This is a genomic window from Bartonella sp. HY761, assembly GCF_026743145.1.
Classification (GTDB): domain Bacteria; phylum Pseudomonadota; class Alphaproteobacteria; order Rhizobiales; family Rhizobiaceae; genus HY038.
Window position 1 is genome coordinate 1,314,214 of the sequence record NZ_CP104887.1, and the last position, 23,221, is coordinate 1,337,434.

Here is a 23,221-nt window from a genome sequence, read left to right on the forward strand (position 1 = left end):
ACGTCCCTTTTTGAATGAAGGCATGTTTCGCGGTTTAACTAAAAATCTATTCAAAAGTAATTAATAGGTCTTTGGCATCTATTTGGTCGCCTGGCTTAACAAAGACCTCAGCAATTATACCATCTTTTTCCGCATGAAGTGCTGTTTCCATCTTCATAGCTTCAATAGATAGCAATACATCACCGGCTTGAACCTTATCGCCGGTTTTTACTGCAACTTCTGAAACAACACCGGGCATTGGCGCACCAATCTGATTTATATTGCCAAGCTCGACCTTTGTTCTGGTTTTAACTGCGCCTGCATGTAGACGATCGGGCACTTTAACGCGCCGTGGCTGGCCGTTAAGCTCAAAAAATACCGTGATCATGCCATTTTCATCGCTTTCGCCAATTGCAAGATTGCGGATGACCAATGATTTGCCCTGTTCAATTTCAACCAATATTTCATCGCCATGGTTGAGGCCATAGAAATAAATTGGTGTTGGCAGCGTGGCAACTGGGCCATAAAGATTGGCAGCTGCGATAAAATCAGAAAAAACTTTTGGATACATCAAATAAGAAGCAAATTCACGGTCGCTAATTTTACGATTAGCTTTTTCTTCTATTTGCTGGCGCTCATTATTAAGATCAGCGTCTTCCAATAATGCGCCGGGGCGTACTGTAAAAGCTTGTACGCCTTTTAATATTTTTTTCTGGAGTTGTTTTGGCCAACCACCTTCCGGCTGTCCTAAATCACCGCGCATCATTGATACGACCGATTCTGGAAAAGCGATGTCCTTATTAGGATTTTCAACATCTTCAACACTTAGATCTTGCGATACCATCATCAAAGCCATGTCGCCGACAACTTTTGATGAAGGAGTAACCTTAACAATATCGCCGAACATTTGATTTACATCGGCATAGGCTTGGGCAACCTCGTGCCAGCGCGTTTCAAGCCCTAAGGATCTTGCTTGTTCTTTTAAATTGGTGAACTGGCCTCCGGGCATTTCATGTAGATAAACTTCGGATGCTGGGCCTTTTAAGTCGCTTTCAAAAGCCGCATATTGTTGGCGTACCGCTTCCCAATAAAATGATACACGCCGAATAAGATTAGTATCTAAACCGGTATCATGATCACTTCCCTTCAACGCTTCTACAATCGAGCCAAGGCAGGGTTGCGATGTATTGCCTGATAATGCATCCATCGCGCCATCAACAATATCTGCACCACTTTCAATCGCCGCCAAAACAGTCGCGGCGGCAATGCCCGATGTGTCGTGGGTATGGAAATGAAGTGGCAGGGAGGTTGTCTCACGCAGTGCTTTAAATAATATGCGTGCCGCGTTTGGCTTCATCAGTCCAGCCATATCTTTGATTGCAATAATATGGGCGCCAGCTGCTTCCACTTCACGGGCGAGTTTTAAATAATAGCCAAGATCATATTTAGGTCGAGCAGAGTTTAAAATATCGCCTGTATAACAAATAGCTGCTTCACATATTTTATTTTCTTCTAAAACGGCATCCATCGAAAGACGCATATTTTCAACCCAGTTAAGGCTGTCAAAAACACGGAAAACATCAATGCCATTTTGTGCAGCTTGGCGAACAAAATATTTTACCACATTGTCGGGATAGCTTTTATAACCAACGCCATTGGCGCCGCGTAAAAGCATTTGCAATAAAATATTGGGTGCGGCTTCTCGTATTTTATTCAAACGCTCCCACGGATCTTCAGTTAAAAAACGCATGGCAACATCAAAAGTTGCTCCACCCCAACATTCAAGCGAAAACAACTCTGATAAGCCTTTCGCGTAGGTTGGAGCGATATTGATAATATCATGGCTGCGCATGCGGGTCGCTAATAAGGATTGATGACCATCACGCATTGTCGTATCGGTAATGAGGGCGCGTTTTTGCTCTCGTACCCATGCTGCAAATTGTTTGGGTCCCAATTCATCAAATCTTTGCTTGGTACCAGCTTTAATCTCGTGGCTTTTGGTTTGCGGAATAACCGGTGAAGCGGCATTGGCTGCCGGTTTTGCGCGCCCTTTTGTTTCAGGATGACCATTTACGGTTACATCAGCAATATAGGTCAATAATTTACTGGCGCGATCTTGCCTTTTTACCGATTGAAAAAGCTCTGGTGTGGTGTCGATAAAGCGCGTTGTATATTTATTGGAAGCAAAATTGGGGTGGGAAATAATTGCTTCCAAAAAGGTAAGATTGGTGGCAACACCGCGAATACGAAACTCGCGTAAGGCTCGGTCCATTCGCGCAATAACTTCATCAGAAGTTGGTGCCCAAGCCGTTACTTTTTCGAGCAATGGATCATAGAAACGCGTGATGACAGCACCACTATAGGCGGTGCCGCCATCTAAGCGAATGCCAAAGCCAGTTGCACCGCGATAAGCGATAATCCGGCCATAATCAGGGATGAAATTTTGCTCAGGATCCTCGGTGGTAATACGGCATTGCAAGGCATGGCCATTTAGCTGAATTTGTGCCTGCGGTGGAACGCCAGATTTTGCTGTACCAATAGTTTCGCCTTCAAGTAGCTTGATTTGTGCCTTAACAATATCAATACCAGTAACTTCTTCGGTCACTGTATGTTCAACTTGGATGCGCGGATTAACCTCAATGAAATAGAATTTTTCTTCATCGGCATCCATTAAAAATTCAACTGTGCCAGCGCCAATATAATTGGTGGCATGGGCAATTTTTAAGGCGTAAGCAGCAATTTCTTGACGCTGTGTATCATTGAGATAAGGGGCTGGTGCGCGTTCAACTACCTTTTGGTTGCGCCGTTGGATAGAGCAATCACGCTCATATAAATGCACAGCATTGCCATGGGTATCGCCTAAAATTTGCACTTCAACGTGGCGAGCGCGCTCAACTAGCTTTTCAAGATAAACTTCATCCTTACCAAAAGCAGCTTTGGCTTCACGTTTAGCTTCTAATACTTCGCGGGCTAAATCTTCTTCCTTACGGATAACGCGCATGCCACGGCCACCACCACCCCATGAGGCTTTAAGCATGAGTGGAAAGCCAACGCTTTTTGCAAGTTTGGTTATCTCATCAATATTGTCGGGCAGGGGCTCTGTTGCTGGTACAACGGGAACGCCAATATCAATAGCCAGGTTTCTTGCTGCAACCTTATTGCCTAATTGGCGCATGGTTTGTGGTTTAGGGCCAATAAACAGAATATCATTTTGCGCACAAGCTTCTGCAAATTCGGGACTTTCTGACAACAGACCATAGCCCGGGTGAATAGCATCAGCATTAGAAAGCCTGGCAACACGGATGATTTCTTCAATTGATAAGTAGCTTTCAATCGGCCCTAATTCACGCCCTAATTGTGGATCGCGGCCAATTTGATAGCTTTCATCAGCCTTGAAGCGGTGAAGTGCTAATTTGTCTTCCTCCGCCCAAATAGCAACGGTTTTAATGCCCAGTTCATTGGCTGCACGAAATACGCGGATAGCAATTTCTGACCGGTTTGCCACAAGTAGCTTTTTAATGCGCATTATTAAGTTCCTCCCAAGCATATATGCTTATATTTAAATAATATAGTTGCCGATAAAGCAAGAGAAACAAAATAGAAAATATAACATTTATTTGTATTGTGCTGTTTTATATGTATATATTTATTTTTTGGTTGGTTTATATTTGCGAATGTTTAAATAAGAGTGCGAGACTTTTTATAAGCTGTTTTAGTTGCGCCAATTTTTTTTTAACTTGTTCGGTACAGTATGCTAATAAGAAAAGACTGGAATATGCTTATAAAAAGCTCTAAATGGGCGATTTAAGAGATAGTCTTGTAAGGTTTTGGAGTTGTGATGAGTCGTTTTATTTTAACTGTTTCTTGCCAATCTATGCGTGGTGTTGTTGCAGCCATTTCAGGATATCTTGCTGATAAGGGGTGTAATATTATTGACTCTTCGCAGTTTGATGATCTTGAAACGGGTAAGTTCTTTATGCGGGTAAGTTTCGTATCAGAACTTGGAGCGAGTTTGAGCGAGCTTGAGGAAGGCTTTGCAGATATTGCGCAAAAATTTACCATGGATACGCATTTTTACGATTCAAAAGAACGTATGAAGGTTGTCATCATGGTTTCAAGCTTTGGTCATTGCCTGAATGATCTTTTATATCGCTGGCGCATAGGTGCTTTGCCGATTGATATTGTTGCAGTGGTATCCAATCATTTTGATTATCAAAAGATCGTTGCTAATCATGATATTCCTTTTTATCGCATTAAAGTAACTAAGGAAAACAAGAAGCAAGCTGAACAAGAACTTATGGATGTTGTGCGCCAAAGCGGTGCGGAACTGATTGTGCTTGCCCGCTATATGCAAATTTTGTCTGACCAGTTATGCAAAGAAATGTCGGGGCGCATTATCAACATCCATCATTCCTTTTTGCCATCTTTTAAAGGTGCTAATCCTTATAAGCAGGCCTATCAACGTGGCGTTAAGCTTATTGGCGCCACTGCCCATTATGTAACGGCAGATTTAGACGAGGGGCCAATTATCGAACAAGCGGTAGAGCGTATTACCCACGCACAAAATGCCGAGGATTTTGTCACCATTGGCCGTGATGTTGAAGCACAAGTTTTGGCTCGCGCTGTTCATGCACATATCCAACATCGCAATTTTATCAATGGTAGCCGCGTTGTTGTCTTCCCAGCAAGCCCTGGAAGTTACGCGTCTGAGCGTATGGGATAGTTAATGCAATTTTTTAAAATAGCCTGCTATCATTATCTGATCGCAGGCTATTTTTATTTTAAGCGCTTTGTTGATTTAATAGATTTTCATCTTGTACAGTGCGGTTTTTTACCAACTTATAGACAACAGAATCGAGCAGCGCTTGGAATGAAGCATCAATAATATTATCGGATACCCCAACGGTGCGCCAACGCATGCCAGATTTATCTTGGCTTTCAATCAATACGCGGGTGATAGCTTCTGTACCACCATTTAAAATCCGCACTTTAAAGTCAATCAGTGACATATCTGCAATTTCACTTTGATACTTACCAAGGTCTTTACGCAGCGCAATATCAAGAGCATTGACGGGGCCATGCCCTTCGGCAACCGACATATGAATTTCATCATCAATACGTAATTTTACAACCGCTTCTGACATTAAAGCAATGCAGCCATTGCCTTGGTGTCTTCTTTCGACACTACAGCGAAAAGATTGGATATGGAAAAAATCAGGTAAAGTGCCAAGGTGTTTGCGTGCTAAAAGCTCAAAACTTGCATCTGCTCCTTCATAAGCATAACCAGATGCCTCACGTTCCTTGACAATATTAATAAGGCTATCAAGTCGTGGATCACTTTTTTCAACCATAATATTGCGCTGATGGAGCTCGGCAATAAAATTGGCTTTGCCCCCTTGGTCGGAAACCATGACGCGGCGGCTATTGCCGACTAATTGTGGTGGAATATGCTCATAGGTTTCAGGCTCTTTTAAAAGAGCTGACGCGTGAATACCTGCCTTGGTTGCAAAAGCTGATGAACCAACAAAGGCGGCTTGCTCATTGCTGTTGCGGTTTAATATATCATCAAAGCTGCGGGAGATTTGTGTTAATTTTCTTAATTTTTCAGGTGCAATTCCTGTCTTAAATCGTTCTGACCAAAAGGGTTTTAAGCCAAGGGTTGCCATTAATGTAATAAGATTGGCATTACCGCAACGCTCACCTATACCATTTAATGTACCTTGCACTTGCCGCACACCTGCTTCAATGGCGGCTAATGAATTAGCAACGGCTTGGCCTGTATCATCATGGGTGTGGATGCCAAGATGATCGCCTGGCACCACTTTGGTTACTGCTTCGATGATCTTGGTAATTTCACTTGGCTGAGTGCCGCCATTGGTATCGCATAAAACCACCCAACGTGCGCCATTATCATAGGCTGCTTTGGCGCAGGCAAGCGCATATTGCGGATTTGCTTTATAGCCATCAAAGAAATGCTCGCAATCGACCATTGCTTCTTTACCTGCGTTTTGGACAAATTTTACCGATTCTGCAATCGATTGTAGGTTTTCGTCATTGCTACAATTGAGTGCGACACGCACGTGGTAATCCCATGTTTTAGCAACCAAGCAAATGGTATCTGATTTTGCTTGCGCTAACATGCTAAGGCCTGGATCATTAGAAGCAGAAATGCCAGCCCTTTTTGTCATGCCAAAAGCGACAAATTTAGCTTTTTGGGTCGGCTTTTGGGTAAAAAAAGCCGTGTCAGTTGGGTTCGCGCCTGGATAACCGCCTTCAATATAATCAAGGCCAAAATCGTCAAGCATTTTGGCGATTGTCTGCTTATCTGCAAGCGAAAAATCAACACCGGGTGTCTGTTGTCCATCACGCAGGGTTGTGTCATAAAGGGTTATATAATCACGCATTATTTTTTTACTTCCCAGCTGGTTACACGTTCTCCGGTTTCAGGATTTTTTCCATCCTTTAACAAGATATTTTGCTTGGCAAGATTATCTCTAATTTCATCACCCTTTGCCCAGTCCTTAGCGGCTATAGCTTCAAGTCTTAAAGCAATTTGTTGATGAATTTCATCGTCTGATAGTTCCGCTTTGCGGTAAAATAGCAGGTTTTCTTGGTCTTCAATCAAATCTTGGCGGAGGAGCCCAAGCAAAGCCATGCCTTCGCCCAATGCTCGTGCATCGCGTTCTTTGTAAAAACGCCTTAAGGTGGTGATTGCATTCCATGTATTAAGATCGTCGGATAATGCCTCTACCACCTCATTATCCGCACTTGTATCAATGCTGCCATCAAACTTAATGTCTCGTAATAGCTCATACCAGCGATAAAGTTCTTCTGCACCTTCGGTTAAGCGTTGTTTTGTCCAATTAATTGGTTCGCGGTAATGGGTTTGTAACATGGAAAAACGTGCCGAGAGACCCGCCCAAATGCTGCGTAATTCCTCGCCTACCTCATCAGTAAATTGTGGTAAATCTTCATTTAAGACTTCACGAATGGTAATGAAATTGCCAAGGCTTTTGGACATTTTTTGACCTTCAACTTGTAAAAAGCCATTATGCAACCAATAATTTGCCATACGCTCATTGCCAAAAGCCGAGCAGCTTTGGGCTATTTCATTTTCATGGTGGGGAAAAATAAGGTCGATACCGCCGGCATGAATATCAAAAATATTGGCCAAAGGATCATCACATTGTAGGCCACCACCAAAAGGCTGCAATAATTTTGCCATTGACATTGCCGAGCATTCAATATGCCAGCCAGGGCGACCATTAACGGTTATTCCAGCAGGTGAGGGCCAGCCAGGTTCGCCATTGAGCGATGGTTTCCATAAAACAAAATCCATTTCGTCACGTTTATAGGCCGCAACATCTACACGCGCACCTGCAATCATATCGTCAAGTGAGCGGCGCGATAGGGCACCATAGCGGGGGTTAGTGCCCATGCTAGCTACGGAAAACAACACATGGTCTTCTGCCACATAGGCGTGACCGGTTTCTATAAGGCGTTCAATCAAGGCGCGCATTTCGCCAAGGTGGTCGGTGGCGCGTGGCTGTTCATCAGGCGGTAAGCAGCCCAATGCTTTCACATCTGCTTGAAACTGGTTATTCGTTTCCTCGGTGAGTTTTCTAATTGCATCATTAAGGGGCAAATCTGGATAATCGCGTACGGCACGCGCATTAATCTTATCATCCACGTCGGTAATGTTACGGGCAAAAAGCACATGGTCTTGGCCATAAATGTGGCGCAATAGACGATATAACACATCAAAAACAATGACAGGGCGCGCATTGCCTATATGGGCATAATCATAAACTGTTGGTCCACAAACATAAAGGCGCACATTGTTTTTATTAATTGGATGAAAATCATCTTTTTGTCGTGTGAGGGAATTATAAAACTTCAACACTGCCATGGCTGCAACCTTTATGTGCGTGATTTCTTGCCGCTGATCTGGGCGCTAATCTCTGCTTAAAGGGATAACAGTGATGAAAACAACCAGACCAGCAATGAGCTAGTCAATAATAATTGTAAAAATACAAATTGTGGTTTCAAATGTTTTCATGAAGCACATTTAGCGCGCTTTACCAATCTGCGTCAAGTGTTGTTAGAAAAATTCAAACAAAGAATTTACATGCCTTTATATCATCTTAAATTTAAGTGAGTTCCGTGCATTGGAGTGGCTTGACTCAATGGAGATTTCTTTGTGGCTGTTATTTCAAGATTTAATTCTGTTGCTTCAATTTTTGTCTTACTGTTAATAAATTTTATTAAATATTAAATATTAAATATTAAATATTAAATATTAAATATTAAATTTAAATTGATAAAATTCCTAGAACGTCAGACCTATTTTAATAATAATTTATGATAAAACTAAGCGGCAGGAAATTAGTTATTAATTATCAAAACTGATATTTATCAAAAACGTTATGTAGTTAGATTTGGTAATGAAAGGGTTAAAGGAACTTCACGTATTGCAGGACAAGCTTTTGAATGGGATGTTCAATTAGGCAGTCAAGGAAAATCACAGCTTGGGTGTGCCACCCGTGATGGTTCCCATCTGAATGTTTCACTTGATGGAAGGATAACACATAAATGAAACACGTAAAATTAGATTTTTATTCAGAAGTAATCGTCAATGACAATGTTAAAAATAATATCAAAAAATCGGAATATCATAACTTGAAAGGAGTAGTCTTGGGAATTAGTGAGGAAGATGATGGGGGATTTGGCTATGGAGTTTTTTTATATAAATATAATCTTTGCTTTGATTTTAATTCTGATGAATTAACGGCTACTGGAAAAAAATTTAAACGTGAAGATTTTTATTAGAGGTTGAATTGCCTTGTCGCAAAGTTAGAGTTTGACGCATTTATGTATTGAACGCCCAGTCTTTAGCTATTATTAACCATCTTAATTCCAAATATATCGTGTAGCAATTGGTTTTGCTCTTTGATTGTCTATGCACCTTTTCACCCAAATCCCTTTTTAAGCCGAAAATGAATAATTATAAAAAAGTATGATTTTTAATTAATTTTATTATTAAGGGTTGGGGCTTCGATGATTGCAAAATGGTTGACTCATTTTCTACAAATCATTCTTCACTGCAGCTCATTCATAAATTGTGGTAAATGATGTTGTAATATGAAAATAAAATATTGTTACTTGATTTTTAAAAGCGTATGAGATTAAATGTTATATTATAACGTTGCATGTGGTGGATTGTTAGATTTGTGCGGGGCTATATTTGCGGTCTGCTAGCGTTTCAGCTTTCACCTTATATGTTGGTTAGATTTGATATTTTAAATTTTATCCGTCAATAACGCTCTTAAAGGATGCAAAATGACAAATTTGGTTAAAAGCTTTCGCAAGTTGCTTGCCGCTTCTGTTTTTGTTTCAGTTTCTGTTTTTTCAGCAAGTGCTTTTGCTGAAGTTCCTAAAGTTACCGCTTCAATTAAGCCGATCCATTCTTGGGTTGCAACGGTTATGGAAGGTGTCGGTACGCCTGAATTGATTGTAAAGGGGACAGGATCAGAGCATGGCTATTCTTTGCGCCCAAGTGACGCCGATAATCTAGCCAAAGCTGATATTGTCTTTTGGGCCGGCCCAAGCATGGAGACATTTTTAATAAAGCCGCTTGATAACCTTGCGGAAAAAGCAGACAAGGTTGCTCTTTCTGAAATCCCGGGCATAAAGCTTATTGATATGCGTGAAGGAGGTATGTTCGAAGCCCATAGTCATGACCACGACCATGATCATGAGCACGAACATGGGGAGGCTGACCACGACCATGATAAGGCAGAAAAGGCCGATGCACATGACCACGATCATGCACATGACCACGATCATGCTCATGAGCATGCCAATGAGCATGAAAGCGCAGAAGCTGATCACGACCATGATCATCATAAGGATTTGCATTTCTGGCTAGATCCTGAAAACGCCAAAGTAGCAGTTAAAGATATTGCTGAAGTTTTGGCAAAAAAAGACCCAGAACATGCCGATCGTTATCGGCAAAATGCAACCGCCTATGTGGCAAAGCTTGATACATTGATTAAGCAAGTAAATAGTGAGCTTGCACCGGTGCGTGGTAAACCATTTATTGTTTTCCATGACGGATATCATTATTTTGAAAAACGCTTTGATATTCCAGCTGCGGGTTCTATTACAGTAAATCCTGAGCAAGCACCTGGTGCACAGCGTATTTCCGAAATTAAGGAAAAAGTAAAAGACTTAAAGTCTGCGTGTATTTTTTCAGAACCACAATTTGAGCCGCGTGTTGTTAAAACTATTCAAGAAGGCACAGGCGTCAAAACAGGTGAGCTTGATCCACTTGGTTACGATATTCCAGAAGGACCAATGCAATACGAGCTTATGATTGAAAAAATTGCTCATTCATTGAAACATTGTCTTTCCGAATAATTGAAATTTTTTGGCCCGCTTATTTTAAAAGCGGGCCATTTATAAGTGGCTTTAATTAAATTTGTGATTGGTAAATTATAATTTACTAAAATATTCTTTATCAAGAATTAGCTATTTGAAATTCTATCTAACTGATATTTAACGTAATTTTTTTCTTTTTTTGAAAATATGGCTCAGTGCACAAATTTAGCTATATTTTTATTGCAACCATTAATGCTTGTCTCCGTTTAACTTTAACAACCCAAACGGAGTACGTATTATGAAAATTCCTCCACAATCTCAAGATCACATGCCTGGTGTAGAATCTAAACTTGTTCCACCAGCGCAACACATACGCGATAGCTATAAAGGTTCAAGCAAACTAGCTGGTAAAAAGGCACTTATTACGGGTGGAGATAGTGGTATTGGTAGGGCCGCGGCATTGCATTTTGCTCGTGAAGGTGCTGACGTTGCCATTATTTACCTTCCAGAAGAAGCTGACGATGGCCAAGACGCAAAGAAACTCATTGAGGCAGAGGGTGTGCGAGCTTTAGCGATTGAAGCGGATTTACGAAAAGTGGAAAATTGTAATAGTGTCGTTAAAACTGTTATTGAGCAATTTGGTGGATTAGATATTGTCGTAAATAATGCAGGTATTCAAAAGGTTGCTAAAGACCTTGGTGAAATTTCTGATGATGATTGGCATTGGCATTTTGATATTAATGTGCATGCAATGTTTTATTTAACTAGGGCGGCGTTACCGCATTTACATAAAGGTGCATCAATTATAAACACAACTTCGGTCAATGCTTTTGCTGGAAATGATATGCTCGTTGCCTATTCAACTACTAAAGCAGCGCAAGCAGGTTTTACGCGTGCTTTGGCATTACAACTAGCAGATAAAGGTATAAGGGTGAATGAAGTTGCGCCCGGTCCTATATGGACGCCAATTCAGCCTGCTGGATTTGGACCTATCGATCCTCAGATTGTGGCCGATATGGGAAAAAGTGTTCCTTTGGCGCGCATTGGTCAGCCAAGTGAGGTAGGTCCGGCCTATGTTTATCTTGCTAGCGAAGATTCATCATTTATCACTGGGCAAACCATTCATGTTAACGGTGGCATGATTATCAATGGTTGACACATTAGCATCTGTTTCGCCATCAGAACAAACATGGTTACATAGCCAGCGACATCATCGCTGGCTAGAGCAGCAAGGACAAAGGCTGTTAGACTTTTCGAAAGAGTCTCGCGTTAAAAACGGTTTTACCGCTCTTAATGATCAAGGTAATCTTCCTGACAACGCGGTTGCTCAAACAATCATAACCGCCCGTATGACCCACGCATACGCTTTGGGTTCTATATTAGGTTTACCCGGTTGCGCGCCGCTTGTAAAACATGGTATTAAGGCTCTTCTTGGGCCATTGCATGATGATAAGCATGGTGGTTGGAAACAGGCAGAAGATCAACCACAAGCAAGAAAAATTGCCTACCTTCATGCTTTCGTTGGCTTGGCTGCGTCATCAGCAGTTGTAGCGAAAACCGAAGGAGCTGAACTTCTTCTTAAGCAAGCTGTTGATATACTTGAAGAATATTTTTGGTCTGAAAATGAAGGAGCTATGCGCGAAAGTTTTGCGGCAGATTGGTCTAATGAGGAAAACTATCGCGGTGCAAACAGTAATATGCATTCTGTAGAAATGTGTATGGCGCTTGCTGACGTGTTAAATTCTTCTATTTGGCGGCAAAGAGCTTTGCGGATTGCGCATCGTATTATCCATACCAATGCGCGTGAACATAATTATCGAGTTCCGGAGCATTTTGATAAAAATTGGCTGTTAATGCGCGATTTCAATAAGGATAAACCTTATGATGATATGCGGCCATTTGGCATGACACCAGGTCATTTTTTGGAGTGGAGCCACTTGCTGCTAAAGCTTGAAGCGGCTTTACTTCTAAATGGTGAAGAAGCGCCAACATGGTTATTTGAAGATGCAAGCAAATTATTCGACGCAGGTGTTAATACTGGATGGGCTGCAAACGGCAAGCCGGGTATTGTTTATACAATTGATTGGCAGGATAATCCTAATGTAAGTAATCGCGCTCATTGGGTGCAAGCCGAGGCTATAACTGCCGCCGCTGCGCTTTTAAAACGTACTGGCAATATTAAATACGAAGTTTGGTATCGGCGATTTTGGGATTTTCTCGATTTACACATGATTGATCGGCGAGGTGGTAGCTGGCATAATGAAGTTGATGGCGACAACAATCCCTCAAGTAAAATTTATGTAGGAAAGCCAGACCTTTATCATGCTTATCAATCAACCTTAACGCCGATATTGCCTCTAGCTCCCTCGCTCGCAACAATGCTTGCTCAACGTATGCAAATAAATCAATAATTGCTGATTTATAGCATTATGGATTTAAACTATTAAACTTGGTTATTGTCTGTTTGTGAATTAACTGTTTAGCTTAAAACATCATACCGTTATTAGCGGTTTGATGTTTTTTTTAATAATTATTTTACAAATCAGTCTACGATAGAAATAAAGCAAAAAAGATTTCAAGATTGTGATCGTAAATGTGGCTGATGATAGATCAATACCTGTTCGGGCTGGGAAAATTGTTTTAAAATTTGAATGATAAATGTGCGAACAATCGTCGAAGTTCTCGACAAACATTCATATAATTGATTTTTCAAACAGGGTAAGTTTAAAATTTAAAAAAAGTCTGATGAAATAACTTCAGATGATGTTATTACAAAAACTGGAAAACCTGTCGGATTTTAGTTTGATAATACAAAATAATAAAGGCGCCCTTCCGATAGGGTGAGCGCCTTCTTATTTTGAATAATTAAAATTTAAACAATCTTGATTTGTACTTCCACATTGCCACGTGTGGCATGGGAATAGGGGCAAATTTCATTATGGGCAGTAAGCGCTGCCATTTCAGCTTGTTGCTTATCAAGGCCATCAAGATGAACGTTAAGCGTTACAACTAATTGGAAGCCACCCTCCTTACGAGGGCCAATACCAACATCGGCTTTAACCCAGCTATCTTCACCAATTTTCATACCCTTTTGGGCAGCCGCAAAGCGCGTTGCTGATTCAAAGCAGGCTGCATAGCCAGCTGCAAAAAGAGTTTCAGGATTTGCGCCGACTTTGCCATTGCCGCCCATTTCTTTTGGTTTGATCAAGTCTAGGTTGATGGCACCGTCTTGCGATGTAACATGACCTTCACGGCCACCTTTAGCTGTTGCACTTGTTGTATAAATAACTTTTTCTAACATGTTTGCTCCTAAAATAATCAAGTGAATATTGCCCAATTGGGGGGAGTTAAGTTGTATGCTACTTAAGCTAATCTAGAGCACATCCGCTAAGTATTGGCTTATCATTGTGCTCTAATATTTTGTTTATGTATTTTCCATCGCAAAACTGCTTTTACACTTTTATGGAAAATGTCCAGCCACATCAGCAGCTTTATTCGTTCTAAAATTGATATTGAACATGAATTTCTATTCCCAATAATTCATTAAAATGCCGAAAATTTTAGGCATTTTAATGAAAATTCTATATTCAATATTAGTTAGTATATAGCGTCTTGTTCTTATTGAACAAGATTATAAGTGGTCTTATAATCACTTATTTTTATGTTTCTTTTTATCCTTATCATCACCAAGTAACCTTGCAATGATATCACTAACATCATTGGACAAATTATTTGTCTTGGCAATATGCTTTAGAGCATGTTCAAGCTTATTGCGGCGGTTTTGCTCTAAAGATCGCCAAGAGCGTAAAGTTGTTAACAGACGGGATGCAAGTTGCGGATTCTTACCATCAATATCAATGATAATCTTTGCAAGATAATCATAGCTAGCGCCATCTTTACGGTTAAATGCAACAGGGTTGCCGCCCGCAAATGCCCCAATCAATGCACGCACACGGTTTGGATTGTCAAAGGAAAAGTGCTTGTGTTTGGTAAGCTCTTGCACTTTTTCAAGGGTGTCCAATCTTGCACTACGAGCTTGCACACCAAACCATTTGTCAATTGTTAGAACATCTTTGTCAAAGCGTTTTTCAAAGTCGCTAAGCGCTGATTGTGCTTCTTTAGATCGGGCAAAATTTTGCACCAAAATATTAAGGGCAGCAAGGCGATCGGTCATATTATCTGCTTGGTCATATAAGCCGCCGACCCTTTTAGGCGAATTTTCAGCTATGGCAATATAATAAAGTAATGTGTTTGCCAAAGCGCGCTTGCCTGCATTGATTGCATCGGGGGTGAATGGCTTTGCAGGGTTTATTGCTTTATAAAGTGTGTTAAAGCTTGCTTGGTTTTCTTTAGCAACAATTTCAACCAATATTTGTCTTGCAGCATGGATATAATCGGGATTGATATCTTTTGCGACAATCCTTGCAATTTCTGCTTCGCTAGGCAAGGTCAAAGCAATCGCGCGAAAAGCTGGTTCTAAACGCTCATCATTGGCAACATTATCGACGAGCTTGGCAAGTTTTACGCATTGCTTATGGCGCAGTTTTCCCTCATGCTTATGGGCGTGTACCAATTCATCCATCAAAAGATCATTGAGTACCTGCCACCGGTTAACTGGATCCTGATCAAATGCAGCAAGGAAAAAACGCTCCTTTTTGCTTAAATCTGTTTTAAGGATGACTGGGGCAGAAAAATCACGCAATAGTGACACCACAGGCCGATGCTTTATCCCTTTGAAGTGGAAGCTTTGCTTGGCCTCGTTAAGCACTAAAAGATTAGCTTCGCTATTGCTATTTGTTTTCACATTAATTTCGTTACCCTCTTCATCTAAAAGAGCAAAGCGAATAGGTATGACCATTGGCTTCTTTTTCTTCTGCCCTGGTGTTGGGTAGATTTTTTGCTCTAGCTTAATGGTAAGGGTTTCATGCTTTTCGTTATAGTCAAATTTGGCTTTTACATGTGGTGTGCCTGCTTGTTCATACCAAAGCATAAATTGAGAAAAATCTTGTTTTGAAACCTTCGCAAAGCATGCAATGAAGTCTTCAATCGTACAAGCCTCGCCATCATGGCGGTCAAAATATAGATCCATACCTTTGCTAAATAATTCATCACCGAGCAAGGTGTGAACCATGCGGACAACTTCGGCACCTTTTTCATAGATAGTGGTTGTATAAAAATTATTAATTTCGCTATATTGCGTAGGTCGTACGGGGTGGGCAAGGGGGCCGGCATCTTCTGGAAATTGCGCGATTTTTAATAAACGAACTTGGTCTATACGTTGCACTGGACGCGAGCGTTGGCTTGATGAGAACTCTTGATCTCGATAAACCGTAAGCCCTTCTTTTAAGCATAATTGGAACCAGTCACGGCAAGTGATACGGTCGCCCGTCCAATTGTGGAAATATTCATGGGCAACTACACGTTCAACATTGGCAAAGTCCGCATCGGTTTCGGTTTCGGCTGCGGCAAGAATATATCGATCATTAAATATATTCAGTCCCTTATTTTCCATTGCACCCATATTAAAATCAGAAACTGCAACAATATTAAATATATCAAGGTCATATTCGCGACCAAAAGCTTTTTCGTCCCACGCAAGAGATCGTTTAAGCGAATCCATTGCATAAAGCGCGCGCTCAGTCTTACCTTTCTCGACATAAATGCCAAGATCCACAATTTTACCGCTCATTGTCTTGAAGCTATCGCGGGTTACTTCGAGATTGCCAGCAACCAAAGCAAATAAATAGGATGGCTTGGGAAAGGGGTCATGCCATGTTGCAAAGTGCCGATCTCTGCCTATATTTCCAGTTTCAACGCAATTACCATTGGATAATAAAATGGGGGATTGTTTTTTGTTTGCTTCAATCCGAACAGTATAAACGGAAAGAACATCAGGACGATCATAAAAATATGTGATCCTGCGAAAGCCTTCTGCTTCGCATTGGGTGCAAAAAACACCATTAGATTGGTAAAGACCCATTAATTGGCGGTTAGCCTTGGGATTGATTTTCGTTGTAATTTCTAAGGTAAAAGGATCACAAGGAGGATTGTCAATTTTTAATTGGCTGGGGGTTATGGTAAATGCTTTTGGCTCTAGTTCAATATTATCAATGGCAACACGTACCAGCTCCAATTCATCACCAATAAGAATAAGTGGTGCGCCTTTTTTAGTGCCTTGCCGTCTTTCTAGCGACAATCTTGTGGTCACAACTGTATTTTCAGCTTCAAGAATGAAGTCCATATGCGTTGTTTTTATTTCATATGGTGTTGGCTTATAGTCTTTTAAGCGAAAAACTGGACGCTTTACCGTGTTCATAACCTTAAATCCCATTTGTTAATTTATTTTAAGGTAGGAATAAATTTAAAAGGCTGCAATAGATTTTTTAAAAATATCTCCAATCGTTGCTTTATTGTTAGTTACTTTTTTAAAAACAAGATATTTAAAAAAAACTATGATAATCGATTATTTATTATATCGTGACAAATAGGTTTTAAATGTACGCAAAATATTTAACTTAAATCTTTTAGGCTGAATAAGTAGTAAGAGTGCGATGTGCCTAATTTTGTATCACTATCGCTGCAATGTGGTTTAATGCTTTGATGTTTTAGGTGAAAGTATCGGCTTTATTATGGGTTCTATAGATAAAATGCCTGTTATTTCAGGAAATGTAATGGTTGGAATCTGGATGAAGGTTACGGCTGTTGCGCTCTTTGTCGGTATGTCAACTTTACTCAAAGCAGCGGTTGGAATTCCAGCTGGTGAGCTTAGCTTTTTTCGTTCATTTTTCGGATTGCTACCAGTTTTTATCTGGCTATTTATGCGTGGTGAGTTGCGTAAAGCTTTTTATACAAGCAATATTGTCGGGCATATTTGGCGTGGATTGTTTGGCATTTTGGCTATGATGTGTAATTTTTATGCTTTAACCTTATTGCCTTTACCTGAATCTATTGCAATTAGTTATGGTGCGCCGCTCATTTTAGTAATTTTAAGCGTTATTTTTTTAAAGGAAAAAGTACGTTTATATCGTTGGAGTGCAGTTTTTGCTGGGCTTGTCGGTGTGTTGATTGTTATTTGGCCTCGTATGACGATATTTTCTGCGCAGGAACTAGATACGTCGATTGCTTATGGCGCTATAGCTGCCCTTGCTAGCGCCGTGCTTACAGCTATTGCACTTTTATTGGTGCGTCGCTTAGTTTTTACCGAGCGTACAACAACAATTGTGCTCTATTTCATGATTTCTGCAAGCTTATTTTCTTTGCTATCTTGGCCTATTGGCTATTTTTTAAATCATATAGGCATAAAAACTGCATTGCTTGATGTCTGGGTTTGGCCAGATTGGCATATAGCCTGTCTATTAATCGGTGCAGGTCTTTTTGGCGGTGTAGCGCAGATATTTATGACAGAAGCATATCGCCATGCTGAACCATCAACTGTTGCACCCTTTGAATATGTCTCTTTGGTGCTCGGGCTTATTATTGGTTATGTGGTTTTTGGTGATGTGCCAACAACGCAAATGCTCATTGGAAGTTTGATTGTCGTTGGCTCTGGAATATTTATTATTTATCGTGAAAGCCGCTTGAATTTATTAAAGCCACAAGAGCGTGCAGCAAATTCCAAATAGAATAATTTGTATGAAATATGCATGAAAGATAATCAACTTATGGGTGAGTTAATGGGATAACTCACGCATTTTCATTTTTACAGTAAGCAAATCTTGCCACGTAAATTTTTTATGAAGGGGATTTTTCAATAAATAACGCGGATGGAATGTTGGCATAACATCAATAGTTTTTCCACCTGCGGTTACAAATTTTAGCCAATTACCGCGCATACGCAAAATACCTTCATTAGCACCGGTAAGCCATGTTGTTGTTGTGCCGCCGAACGCTAATATCATATCAGGATTTGCCAGTTCAATTTGCCTGTAAATGAAAGGTTTACATAATTCAACTTCATGCTGTGTGGGTTCGCGATTGCCCGGTGGACGCCATGCGATAACATTGGCAATATAAACATCTTGACGATTATACCCTATTGCTCCAAGCATTTTGTTGAGTAGCTCACCTGCGGGACCAACAAAAGGCACACCTTGCAAGTCTTCCTCACGCTCTGGCACATCGCCGATAATCATTAGCTTGCTCTTGTTTGTACCATCAGCAAAGCAGGTGTTTTTAGCGGTAATTTTTAAAGGACAGCCCTCAAAATCGGTTAAATTTTGACATAGTTCTTCAAGACTATTTGCATGCATCGCAACTTCACGTGCAAGCTTTATCTGGTCATCAAGGGGAACATAATTGGTTTTACGCGTGGCACTTGCAGTTCTTGTTGGTGCCTTTTTGCTGTCAGTCGCCTTTGTTGCGGTCGAGACTGGTTCTTGATTAACCGCGATCTTGGTTTCAGATTGAATATTTGAAGGTGCAGGCGCTACCTGAAGCCGATTAATAGGTTCATCCAAGATTGCTATATCAACGCCAGAATCCTGATAGAAACGTAAAAGCTCTTCAAATGTAAAGGCTTTTTTCTGTCCAATAAGGTTTTCGCTCACGCTTCGTATTCCTGTTTGTAGCAGTTAATTTCTTGGAAAATAATGAAGGTTTAATAATCATATTTGTTAGCACATACAAGTTGCTAAAGCTTTTATTTTTACACAATTCAAATGGCAAATTAATTTATGCGTTTATATAAATGATTAACGCGTTAATTTATTTTAAATTTAACTCATAATCGAGGTCAAAGTGAGGGAAAGACCAGTGAGGAAGATGAAAATTGCGGCACACCATTCTAATGCAGATTTGAAAAAGTTAAAATGGCTTGGTCGATTTGAAATCTTGAGGGCTAATGATTTTGCATAGACAGCAAGCGCAGCTAGAAGCGATACGGTTATAAAGGTGCCAAGAGACATAGCCAAAACCGATAACACACCAATGACCCATAAATCATTGAGCATGACAAAGCTCATGACAAATATAGCACCGGAACATGGGCGAAGGCCGACAGAAAAAACAGCCATAAGGGCAGGGCGCAACTGCAGTGGTTCTTTGACAATGTCAGGGCTAATCATATGGGCTTGGCCGCAATCATTACAAATCTCACCTGCGCCATTAAATACATGGTCAACGCCGCCTTTTTCATAATTTAAGCGCGGTTTGTTGTTTAATGCGCTTTTGGGGGATAGGCTTGATTGAAAGCTGCTTTGTTGGTTAAAGTCACTGGCTGGTGCACTGTCAAATATAGTTGTTTTAATGCTTTTTTTGTGAAAATAGGGTTTGATTTTTCGCCAGATCATAACCATCCCCAAAATCATAACCAGAATAAAGCTGCCTGTTGTTAAAAATGTAGCTGCTTGTGTGAGACTGCCAGGAATTAGAAAAAATACTAATAAAATAATAAAAATTGCGCTTAACGCCTGCAAAATTGATGAAAGGAACGATAAGAAAATACCGCGTTTTAAACTTGCATCATTGGCAACAAGATAAGATGCAATTACTGCTTTACCATGTCCTGGACCTGCAGCGTGCAAAATGCCATAAAGAAAAGAAAGACCAATAAGCCAAATTGCATTATGTGGATTTTCTTTCATACCAATGAGGTATCCGCCAATTGTGCGTTCAAAGACCTGTTGCCAACCAAGAATATAAACATAAATTTCTGAAAAAATGGATGAATTATTGACGGGCTGCTCAGGCGCACCGATACCAAGTGGAGATCTAGCAAAGGCGTTAGTTAGCATGCTATAATATATTACAGCAATTAAAGGCATAAATTTTATTTGTCGCATATCACTTCCAATTTGGGCGCAAGACGTTGGGCTAGGTCAAAACTTGCATCGGGATTTGCAAAAAAATCTTCGGTTTCATTGGCAAGACTTTTGGATAATATTTTATCGCCATCAGGACGAACCATGTAGCCCTTACAAAACGAAGGTAATCCCGAAAATGAAATATCAATATCGCGTTTAAAGTTTACAGCAACATAAAAAGTTGGGTCATAGAGTGAAAAGCTGTAATGGCCACCACGTTTAATATATAATGGCTCTTTGGGCTTATTTTCAATATGAAGCGTGAGCTGATTATTTTTCATATCAGCAATAAGCTTATCGGGATTCGCAAGCTTAACTGATTTACCATCTACTGTTACAGATTGGAAATAGTCAAACTCAGCTAAGGATTCGCGGATAGTTTTGCTTATTTCGGCAAGTTCTGATGGATCAAGAAAACGGTCACCATTCTTGTCAAAATCTAAAATAACCCCAGCCGAAAACAAAGCATCAAACAACCAATCTTGCGAGAGTTTTTCAACCTTGCCATCTTTATCTAGTTGAATTTGAACTTTTGCATCGACAAAAATATGTGGATGAGCTTGCACAATAGCAGTCATCGGCACAATGAATAAAATACTAAAAAAAAACTTAAATAGAGTTTTGATCATTTAATTTTAAAAAACCTTACATGCATTAGTTTGTTGTTTGATCTATGCATGACGAGCTGCTTTTAGCATATCGAGTGATAGGTAAAAGCGGCGACAAACTATGCAAGCGGATCAAAAAATGCTTAAATTGATTCATTTGAGGAAAATATGCTTTAATTATGACAAAAAGAAAACACCTGCCAAATAGTAAATAAAAAATTTAAATATTAAGAAAAATTGGGCCTATTTAGCATCGCCTTAGTGGGCTGTCATCTAAGGTGCACCATAAATACGCAGGTAATAGGTAATATTAAGCATTGCTGGGTTCTTCTGCACATTTTTCGCAAAGACCACGAATTTCTAATGTTGTTGCATGGGGGCGAAAGTGGATCTTATGCATATGGTCATGCACTTCATGTTCAATAACGTGATTGTTAAATTCGTGAACCTTGCCACAGTTTTTACAAATAGCAAAAGCAACAAGATGATGGTCATCGCAGTCAGGGTGGGCGCAGGCGATATAGGCATTTAAGCTTTCAAGCTTATGCACTGCACCGATTGCAATCAACTTATCTAAAGCGCGATAAATTTGTAACGGAGCGCGAAACCCCTCATCGCGCAATTGATCAAGGATAGTGTAAGCGCTTAATGGTGCCCGCTCTTTCTTGAGGACATCAAGAACGAACTTTTGGTTTTTTGTAAGATCACCAATTGGGGGCATCATCTATCACTCTTTTCATAAGTCATACTCAAATATATTAGCCGATAATTGCTTTTAATCTAGCTAAGTTTTGTTTTTTAACAAGCTGAATGGCAAAAGGCAAATAACAAAAAGGACAAAGGCGGCAACAACAATTGAGGGACCAGAAGGCGTGTTAAAGATTTTTGACATTTGCAATCCTGTTGTTGAAGAGATAATGCCGATGACACTAGAAAGCAAGGCCATGATTTCAGGGGTTGATGACAACCGTCTTGCTGTGGCAGCAGGTAGTATCAAAAGCGCGGTAATCAGCAATATTCCGATGATTTTCATAGCCACAGCGATAATAAGCGCGAGCATAAGCATAAAAATAATTTGAGCAACTTCAGGATAAAGCCCTTCTGCTTTAGCAAGGTCGGCATTGACTGTTCCAGCGATAAGTGGCCGCCAGATGATATAAATAATCGCTATAGCAAAAATACCGCCCAACCAGATCATTAAAAGATCAAGCCGAGAAACCGATAATATGTCGCCAAATAAGTAGACTGAAAGGTCCTGTCGTACCCAAGGTAAAAAACTTAAAATAATTAAGCTGATAGCAAGGCTTGAATGAGAGAGTACGCCAAGTAAAGAGTCGTTTGAAAGTGTATGACGGCGTTGTAAAAGTAAAAGGATAATGGCCAGCATTGTTGTAACGATGAAAACACAAATGGTCATGTTAATGTTGGATATGAAGGCAAGAGCAACGCCAAGCAAAGCTGAATGGGCCATTGTGTCACCAAAATAAGCCATGCGGCGCCAAACGACGATGCAGCCTAAAGGCCCGGCTGCCAAGGCAATGCCGATACAACCAACCATAGCGCGTACAAAAAAATCATCAAACATTCGTATTATCCTGTGGTTTATTATCTGGTTTTGTTAAATGATTATGTTTGCTGTTATCGCGACATTGATCGCCTTGGCAAATCGTACCATCTGGATGATGGTTGTGGTCATGTTGATGCCGGTAAAGTGCGGCGGAATTTTTACCATTCCTTGAAAATAAGGCATTATATTCTGGGCTCATTGCCACCTCTTCTGGCTTACCGCTACAGCAAATATGCCCATTGAGGCAAATCACGCGGTCGGATGCTGCCATAACGACGTGTAAGTCGTGAGAAATAAGTAAAATTCCGCAATTTAACCGCTGCTTATATTGAGAAATCAGATCATAAAGTTCTGCTTCGCCGCTAAAATCCACGCCCTGCAATGGCTCATCTAAAACAAGAATATCAGGTTTGGTTGCAGCAGCACGTGCCAACATGACCCTTTGCAATTCCCCTCCTGATAAATTGAGAACTTGCGCGCCACGTAAATGCAATGCCCCAACTTCTGCAAGGGCTGCATCGGCATCTTCCATTTTCAATTTATGGGTAAGCTCCATAAAGCGACCGACACTCATCGGCATGCTACGGTCGAAATTAAGCTTTTGTGGCACATAGCCAACCCGCAAGTTTGGTGCTTGCCAAACATTGCCCTCATTAGGTTTTAATATTTTAAGAGCCATTTTTGCGGTGGTGCTTTTACCTGAACCATTAGGGCCAATAAGCGTTATAATTTCGCCGCGTGATAATTCCATGTCAATGTTACGTACCAGCCAGCGATTATTGCGAAAAATCCCAGCGTTTATAAGCTTTATCAATGAGGACGACACGAAGAATAAACTTTCTATTCAAATACCTAAATTATTGGTTGTAATCATATATAAATAAGTT

General features: G+C 40.5%; 18 protein-coding genes. 7 read left to right on the forward strand and 11 right to left on the reverse strand.

All coding sequences use genetic code 11. From position 1 onward, the window contains the following. Positions 1-46: 46 nt before the first annotated feature. Positions 47-3,505, reverse strand: coding sequence for a pyruvate carboxylase (pyc, locus tag N6A79_RS05545; protein WP_268547303.1), 3,459 nt, complete (start codon positions 3,503-3,505; stop codon positions 47-49). Between the two features lie 312 nt (positions 3,506-3,817). On the opposite strand from pyc, the gene purU reads away from it, so the two are divergent. Further along, a complete protein-coding gene (purU, locus tag N6A79_RS05550) occupies positions 3,818-4,702 on the forward strand; it encodes a formyltetrahydrofolate deformylase (protein ID WP_182419282.1) in 885 nt (294 codons plus the stop codon). A gap of 58 nt (positions 4,703-4,760) precedes the next feature. Here the strand turns inward: purU and cimA are convergent, their stop codons facing one another. After that, a complete protein-coding gene (gene cimA / locus N6A79_RS05555; RefSeq protein WP_371739807.1) occupies positions 4,761-6,383 on the reverse strand; it encodes a citramalate synthase in 1,623 nt (540 codons plus the stop codon). Continuing rightward, positions 6,383-7,888 carry a cysteine--tRNA ligase gene (gene cysS / locus N6A79_RS05560; protein WP_268547304.1) on the reverse strand — a complete coding sequence of 502 codons (1,506 nt, stop codon included), beginning with the start codon at positions 7,886-7,888 and terminating at the stop codon, positions 6,383-6,385. The genes cimA and cysS overlap by 1 nt, the downstream gene beginning before the upstream one ends. Positions 7,889-8,389: 501 nt before the next feature. On the opposite strand from cysS, the gene N6A79_RS15880 reads away from it, so the two are divergent. The 5 genes from N6A79_RS15880 to N6A79_RS05580 all read left to right on the forward strand — a co-directional run bounded on the left by N6A79_RS15880 (position 8,390) and on the right by N6A79_RS05580 (position 12,770). Continuing rightward, positions 8,390-8,575 (forward strand): polymorphic toxin type 17 domain-containing protein, encoded by a 186-nt coding sequence (locus tag N6A79_RS15880; protein WP_410007255.1) that lies wholly within the window; start codon positions 8,390-8,392, stop codon positions 8,573-8,575. Further along, positions 8,572-8,808 carry an Imm31 family immunity protein gene (locus tag N6A79_RS05565; RefSeq protein ID WP_268547305.1) on the forward strand — a complete coding sequence of 79 codons (237 nt, stop codon included), beginning with the start codon at positions 8,572-8,574 and terminating at the stop codon, positions 8,806-8,808. Before N6A79_RS15880 ends, N6A79_RS05565 begins: the two co-directional genes overlap by 4 nt. 510 nt (positions 8,809-9,318) lie before the next feature. Beyond that, positions 9,319-10,398: a zinc ABC transporter substrate-binding protein gene (locus N6A79_RS05570; protein ID WP_268547306.1), complete on the forward strand. Its 1,080-nt coding sequence runs from the start codon at positions 9,319-9,321 to the stop codon at positions 10,396-10,398. Between the two features lie 259 nt (positions 10,399-10,657). Next, positions 10,658-11,515 carry a glucose 1-dehydrogenase gene (locus N6A79_RS05575; RefSeq protein ID WP_262080270.1) on the forward strand — a complete coding sequence of 286 codons (858 nt, stop codon included), beginning with the start codon at positions 10,658-10,660 and terminating at the stop codon, positions 11,513-11,515. Continuing rightward, a complete protein-coding gene (locus tag N6A79_RS05580; RefSeq protein WP_182419286.1) occupies positions 11,508-12,770 on the forward strand; it encodes a D-mannose isomerase in 1,263 nt (420 codons plus the stop codon). The genes N6A79_RS05575 and N6A79_RS05580 overlap by 8 nt, the downstream gene beginning before the upstream one ends. A 461-nt stretch (positions 12,771-13,231) precedes the next feature. On the opposite strand, the gene N6A79_RS05585 is transcribed toward N6A79_RS05580, so the two are convergent. Continuing rightward, positions 13,232-13,660, reverse strand: a complete 429-nt coding sequence (locus tag N6A79_RS05585) for an organic hydroperoxide resistance protein (protein ID WP_182419287.1) — start codon at positions 13,658-13,660, stop codon at positions 13,232-13,234. Between the two features lie 348 nt (positions 13,661-14,008). Further along, positions 14,009-16,675: an aminopeptidase N gene (gene pepN / locus N6A79_RS05590; RefSeq protein WP_268547307.1), complete on the reverse strand. Its 2,667-nt coding sequence runs from the start codon at positions 16,673-16,675 to the stop codon at positions 14,009-14,011. A gap of 313 nt (positions 16,676-16,988) precedes the next feature. Here pepN and N6A79_RS05595 point away from each other — a divergent pair, with 313 nt between their 5' ends. Further along, entirely contained in the window at positions 16,989-17,981 is a 993-nt protein-coding gene (locus N6A79_RS05595) for a DMT family transporter (protein ID WP_262080274.1), read from the forward strand. Positions 17,982-18,029: 48 nt separating this feature from the next. On the opposite strand, the gene N6A79_RS05600 is transcribed toward N6A79_RS05595, so the two are convergent. The 6 genes from N6A79_RS05600 to N6A79_RS05625 form a co-directional block, all read right to left on the reverse strand. Further along, positions 18,030-18,905: a uracil-DNA glycosylase gene (locus N6A79_RS05600; RefSeq protein ID WP_268547309.1), complete on the reverse strand. Its 876-nt coding sequence runs from the start codon at positions 18,903-18,905 to the stop codon at positions 18,030-18,032. Positions 18,906-19,073: 168 nt separating this feature from the next. Further along, complete coding sequence (locus tag N6A79_RS05605) at positions 19,074-20,138, reverse strand: nickel/cobalt transporter (protein WP_268547310.1); 1,065 nt, start codon at positions 20,136-20,138, stop codon at positions 19,074-19,076. Then, positions 20,126-20,788, reverse strand: coding sequence for a DUF1007 family protein (locus N6A79_RS05610; protein ID WP_262080277.1), 663 nt, complete (start codon positions 20,786-20,788; stop codon positions 20,126-20,128). Before N6A79_RS05610 ends, N6A79_RS05605 begins: the two co-directional genes overlap by 13 nt. A 289-nt stretch (positions 20,789-21,077) precedes the next feature. Further along, the gene (locus N6A79_RS05615; RefSeq protein WP_268547311.1) at positions 21,078-21,491 is read right to left on the reverse strand and encodes a Fur family transcriptional regulator; all 414 of its coding nucleotides are present in this window, start codon (positions 21,489-21,491) and stop codon (positions 21,078-21,080) included. A gap of 60 nt (positions 21,492-21,551) precedes the next feature. Then, positions 21,552-22,352 carry a metal ABC transporter permease gene (locus N6A79_RS05620; RefSeq protein WP_182419292.1) on the reverse strand — a complete coding sequence of 267 codons (801 nt, stop codon included), beginning with the start codon at positions 22,350-22,352 and terminating at the stop codon, positions 21,552-21,554. After that, the gene (locus tag N6A79_RS05625; RefSeq protein ID WP_326848769.1) at positions 22,345-23,178 is read right to left on the reverse strand and encodes a metal ABC transporter ATP-binding protein; all 834 of its coding nucleotides are present in this window, start codon (positions 23,176-23,178) and stop codon (positions 22,345-22,347) included. The genes N6A79_RS05620 and N6A79_RS05625 overlap by 8 nt, the downstream gene beginning before the upstream one ends. Positions 23,179-23,221: the final 43 nt, after the last annotated feature.

Coding starts and splice junctions, on each gene's coding strand:
- pyc (WP_268547303.1), bottom strand. CDS start 3,505: ATGCGCATTAAAAAGCTACTTGTGGCAAACCGGTCAGAAATTGCTATC.
- purU (WP_182419282.1), top strand. CDS start 3,818: ATGAGTCGTTTTATTTTAACTGTTTCTTGCCAATCTATGCGTGGTGTT.
- cimA (WP_371739807.1), bottom strand. CDS start 6,383: ATGCGTGATTATATAACCCTTTATGACACAACCCTGCGTGATGGACAA.
- cysS (WP_268547304.1), bottom strand. CDS start 7,888: ATGGCAGTGTTGAAGTTTTATAATTCCCTCACACGACAAAAAGATGAT.
- N6A79_RS05565 (WP_268547305.1), top strand. CDS start 8,572: ATGAAACACGTAAAATTAGATTTTTATTCAGAAGTAATCGTCAATGAC.
- N6A79_RS05570 (WP_268547306.1), top strand. CDS start 9,319: ATGACAAATTTGGTTAAAAGCTTTCGCAAGTTGCTTGCCGCTTCTGTT.
- N6A79_RS05575 (WP_262080270.1), top strand. CDS start 10,658: ATGAAAATTCCTCCACAATCTCAAGATCACATGCCTGGTGTAGAATCT.
- N6A79_RS05580 (WP_182419286.1), top strand. CDS start 11,508: ATGGTTGACACATTAGCATCTGTTTCGCCATCAGAACAAACATGGTTA.
- N6A79_RS05585 (WP_182419287.1), bottom strand. CDS start 13,660: ATGTTAGAAAAAGTTATTTATACAACAAGTGCAACAGCTAAAGGTGGC.
- pepN (WP_268547307.1), bottom strand. CDS start 16,675: ATGAACACGGTAAAGCGTCCAGTTTTTCGCTTAAAAGACTATAAGCCA.
- N6A79_RS05595 (WP_262080274.1), top strand. CDS start 16,989: ATGGGTTCTATAGATAAAATGCCTGTTATTTCAGGAAATGTAATGGTT.
- N6A79_RS05605 (WP_268547310.1), bottom strand. CDS start 20,138: ATGCGACAAATAAAATTTATGCCTTTAATTGCTGTAATATATTATAGC.
- N6A79_RS05610 (WP_262080277.1), bottom strand. CDS start 20,788: ATGATCAAAACTCTATTTAAGTTTTTTTTTAGTATTTTATTCATTGTG.
- N6A79_RS05615 (WP_268547311.1), bottom strand. CDS start 21,491: ATGATGCCCCCAATTGGTGATCTTACAAAAAACCAAAAGTTCGTTCTT.
- N6A79_RS05620 (WP_182419292.1), bottom strand. CDS start 22,352: ATGTTTGATGATTTTTTTGTACGCGCTATGGTTGGTTGTATCGGCATT.